General features: G+C 60.3%; 4 protein-coding genes and 1 pseudogene. All 5 read right to left on the reverse strand.

The window, feature by feature from the left end; genetic code table 11:
- Positions 1 to 1,167: endolytic transglycosylase MltG (gene mltG, locus WB528_RS22020; RefSeq protein ID WP_423890654.1), on the reverse strand; the 1,167-nt coding region annotated here is incomplete at its 3' end.
- A gap of 193 nt (positions 1,168 to 1,360) precedes the next feature.
- Positions 1,361 to 2,626: a beta-ketoacyl-ACP synthase II gene (gene fabF / locus WB528_RS22025; protein ID WP_423890656.1), complete on the reverse strand. Its 1,266-nt coding sequence runs from the start codon at positions 2,624 to 2,626 to the stop codon at positions 1,361 to 1,363.
- Positions 2,627 to 2,724: 98 nt separating this feature from the next.
- Positions 2,725 to 2,964, reverse strand: coding sequence for an acyl carrier protein (locus WB528_RS22030; RefSeq protein ID WP_006610957.1), 240 nt, complete (start codon positions 2,962 to 2,964; stop codon positions 2,725 to 2,727).
- 286 nt (positions 2,965 to 3,250) lie between these two features.
- Positions 3,251 to 3,988, reverse strand: a complete 738-nt coding sequence (gene fabG / locus WB528_RS22035; RefSeq protein WP_423890659.1) for a 3-oxoacyl-[acyl-carrier-protein] reductase — start codon at positions 3,986 to 3,988, stop codon at positions 3,251 to 3,253.
- A gap of 191 nt (positions 3,989 to 4,179) precedes the next feature.
- Positions 4,180 to 4,408, reverse strand: a pseudogene (locus WB528_RS22040) (ACP S-malonyltransferase); the annotation flags it as partial.

The following is a 4,408-nucleotide window of genomic DNA, read 5'->3' on the forward strand; positions in this document are numbered from 1 at the left end:
CGGCGAAGCCGGCGGGCCCGAATCCGCGGACGCATTGGCCGCTGCCGGCGGCGGGGGCTCGTCCGCCGGCTCGACTGTATCGTTCTGGATCTGCTTTTCCATCGCCCGGAGCTTGGCGACGTTTTTCTGATGCTGATCGTAGGAGTCGCTGAAGGCGTGGCCTCCGGTGCCGTCGGCAACAAAGAACAGGTCACGCGTTCGCGCAGGATTAGCGGCGGCCTCCAGCGAAGCCCGGCCCGGATTGGCGATCGGCCCAGGCGGCAATCCATCCACTACATAGGTGTTGTAGGGCGAAGGCTGCTGGATTTCGCTCCGCTTGATCGGCCGGCCCAACGTTCCCTTGCCGCCGACCAGCCCGTAAATAATCGTCGGATCCGACTGCAACTTGATTTTCTGCCGCAGCCGGTTGACGAACACTGCGGCAACCCGGCTACGTTCATCCGCCTTGCCGGTTTCCTTTTCCACGATCGAAGCCAGGGTCACCAACTGCTCCGGCGTCTTGATCGGAATATCGGGATTGCGACGTTCCCAGATTTCGGCAAGCACGCGCTTCTGTGCCTGCTGCATGCGCGCGATGACCTGCTCTCTGGGGGTACCGCGGGGAAATTTGTAGGTTTCCGGCAACAGCGTGCCTTCGCGCGGTATCTCGCGTACCGACCCCGAGAAAATATCGTTGTCGGAAAGCCGGGCGACGATTTGCTCCGAGGTCAATCCCTCCGGAACAGTGATCGAATGCTGGACCACCTTGCCATCGACGATGGTGCTGATGACATCTCTCAGGCTGGCATTTTTCTGAAACTGGTACTCACCTGGCTTGAGATCAGAACGCGCCCTGAGCGCAAACACGCTGCCGATAAATGCCCAGCGATTGTTGTCGATGACTCCTTCGCGCTGCAAGACATCCGCAATATCAGTCACGCCCGCCCGCGACGGAATGTTGACGACCTTATCCTCCTGGAGGGGACCCGGCGCCTCGATTTTCTTCTTGCCGTAAATATAGGTTCCACCGGCGGCGATCATCAGAAACAGAATCAGCGTGATGATGGCGTTGCCGACCACGATGAACGGATTGCGGGCGCGTTCAGAGCGCTTGGGTGGCGGCGGTACCTGCTCGGGCTCAAGCGCGGCGCGCGGACTCCTGGGCGAAATGGGCGGCCTTTCACTCATCGATGCAACCTGAATCCCGTCGGTTCAATCGTGGCCTTCAAACTACGTCGGCCGGTGGTCTCGCCCACATCTAGGAATTATCACCGAATACGGCGAAACGGTGAACTTCTGCACAATAGGTCGCGCGCCGTTGGACTGATTCTAGCATTCGCGTTGCGCGCCGGTGACGATCAGGTTCCGAAGTTTCGCCGCGCTAATCGGTCACGCGTCGCAGAATCACCGACGCGTTTGTACCTCCGAAACCGAATGAATTCGATAGCACGACATTGATTTCGCGCTCACGCGGCGTTTTCGGCACGAGATCGATGGCGGTTTCCACCGACGGATTGTCGAGATTGATCGTCGGCGGTGCGATGTTATCGCGAATCGCGAGAATACTGAAAATCGCCTCGATCGCGCCGGCTGCGCCGAGCAGATGACCCGTGCACGACTTGGTCGACGACATGGAGACCTTGGAGGCTGCGTTGCCGAGCAGGCGCTCCACGGCTCCCAGCTCGATTTCGTCGCCCACCTGCGTCGAGGTGCCGTGAGCATTGATATAGTCGATGTCGGAAGCTGAAATTCCGGCGCGCTTCAGCGCAGCACTCATGCTGCGAAAGGCTCCGTCGCCGTCCGGTGACGGCGAGGTGATATGATAGGCATCGCCGGATAATCCGTAGCCTATCACCTCGGCATAAATCTTGGCACCGCGCTTTTTCGCATGCTCGAATTCCTCGAGTACAACGATGCCGGCCCCCTCGCCCATCACGAAGCCGTCGCGATCCTTGTCGTAGGGGCGCGAAGCTTTTTCCGGCGTTTCATTGAAGCCCGTCGACAGCGCGCGCGCGGCGCAGAATCCCGCCATCCCCAATCGGCAAATCGGCGATTCCGTGCCGCCGGCCACCATCACATCGGCGTCCCCGAGCGCAATCAGCCGGCTGGCATCGCCAATCGCATGCGCGCCCGTCGAACAGGCCGTGACGACGGAGTGATTGGGGCCTTTGAGACCGTGCTCAATCGACACGTAGCCCGAGGCGAGATTGATCAGGCGGCCCGGAATGAAGAACGGTGACACCTTGCGCGGCCCACGCTCCTTCAAGAGGATCGAAGTATCCGCAATACCCGACAAGCCGCCGATCCCGGAACCGATCATGGTGCCGGTGGCACACCTGTCTTCCTCGCTAGCAGGGTGCCAGTCCGCATCATCGAGCGCCTGGCGCGCCGCGCCCATCGCAAAAATGATGAAGTCGTCGACCTTGCGCTGGTCTTTCGGCTCCATCCACTGATCGGCGTTGAAGGTGCCGTCCGAGCCGTCGCCGCGAGGCACCACACATGCGATCCGACTGGTAAGATCGGAAACGTCGAAGGTCTCGATCTTCCGCGCGCCGCTTTCGCTGTTCAGAATACGCTTCCAGCTCGGCTCGATGCCACAGCCGAGCGGCGAGACGATGCCCAGGCCAGTGACGACAACCCGCCTCATCTAGATCACTCCAGCCCGCAGTTCGCGGTCCCCAGCAACAAACGGCGGGACCGCGAGGCCACGGTCCCTTTCCGTCTTTGTGAGTTCCGCGCGGGGCGTCAGCTCTTCGCGTTCTTTTCCAGAAATTTAGTCGCATCGCCGACGGTTAAAATCGTCTCCGCGGCATCGTCGGGAATTTCACAACCAAATTCTTCTTCAAAGGCCATCACGAGCTCGACCGTGTCGAGACTGTCGGCGCCGAGATCGTCAATAAAGCTCGCGTTGTCGACCACTTTTTCGGGTTCGACACCAAGGTGTTCAACCACGATCTTCTTAACCCGCTCGCCAATCTCACTCATCGCTCAACCTCGTGCTGTTCCATTGGACCGACCCAAGACGTACGAGCCATCGTGGTCGTGAATTTCATTTGCATTCGCGCATAGCCTTGAGGCCCGTCACGGCCGACACGGACCCAGCGCACGATGACAGGCTCCGCACCGCCAATATACAGGGTTTCCATATCCTGCAATGGTGTTCTTTGCCCCCCATCGGGGTTCGGTTACCACACTTCCAAAGCCTTGACTACAAGCCTCGATTGCTCACCCCAGGCGGCTTTTCGCCCGGCCACAGGGACCAGCATCGGCCTCAAATCATGGCCATGCCGCCGTTGACGTGAATGGTCTGACCCGTCACATACGCCGCTTCATTCGAGCTCAGATAAACTGCCGCGGCGGCAATGTCGTCCGGCGTGCCGAGCCGCGCTGCCGGAACCTTTGCGAGAATGGCCTCGCGTTGCTTTTCGTTAAGCGCATCGGTCATGGGCGTGGCGATGAAGCCCGGCGCGATGCAGTTGGCGGTGACGTTGCGGCGGGCATATTCGGCGCCAAGCGTCTTGATCATCCCGATCAGGCCGGCCTTCGAGGCCGTGTAGTTGCCCTGGCCGGGATTACCGGTGACTCCAACCACCGACGTGATAGCGATGATCCGGCCGAAGCGCTTGCGCATCATCAGTTTGGTTGCAGCGCGGGCGAGACGGAAAGTCGCGGTCAAGTTGACGTTGATCACCAGATCCCAGTCCTCATCACGCAACTGGACAAAGAGATTGTCGCGCGTGATGCCCGCATTGGCGACGAGAATATCGACCTGCCCCATGGCCTTCTCGGCCGACGGAACGAGCGCTTCGACCTCGGCTGCATCGGAAAGATTGCAAGGCAGCACATGGACCCGCTCGCCAAGCTTGCCGGCAAGCGTTTCCAATGCCTCGCGACGGGTCCCCGAAATGGCCACCGTAGCGCCTTGCCGGTGCAGGGCCTGCGCGATCGCGCCGCCGATGCCTCCGCTTGCGCCTGTGACCAGCGCGGTGCGGCCGGTGAGATCGAACATCATTTCTTCTCCCAACTCAGGACAATTGCGCGGCGGCTAGTGGAGTGGATTTGATATTCGCTACCCATTTAGCCGCAAGCTCGCAAGCGAATGTCCAATCCGAAGCCCCAATAGAAACCTGTATTCTTGCTGTGATCCTATGATTCTGACATTCGCAAAGTGCCCGCTGAGTACGGATGCGAATGTTGGAATCAGACCACCAGCGCGTCTTTCGCCGAACCAATATCACCGGGGCCGCCGACCGAGACGCCGACCGCACCCTCCGCGATGCGTTTGACCAACCCACTCAGCACCTTGCCGGCACCGATTTCGAAAAACCGCGTCACGCCGTGACCCGCCATGTAAGCGACCGACTCGCGCCAACGCACCGTGCCGGTGACCTGTTCGACCAGCCGCCGGCGGATCTCATCCGGCTCTGTA

Source organism: Bradyrhizobium sp., from assembly GCF_049586575.1.
Classification (GTDB): domain Bacteria; phylum Pseudomonadota; class Alphaproteobacteria; order Rhizobiales; family Xanthobacteraceae; genus Bradyrhizobium.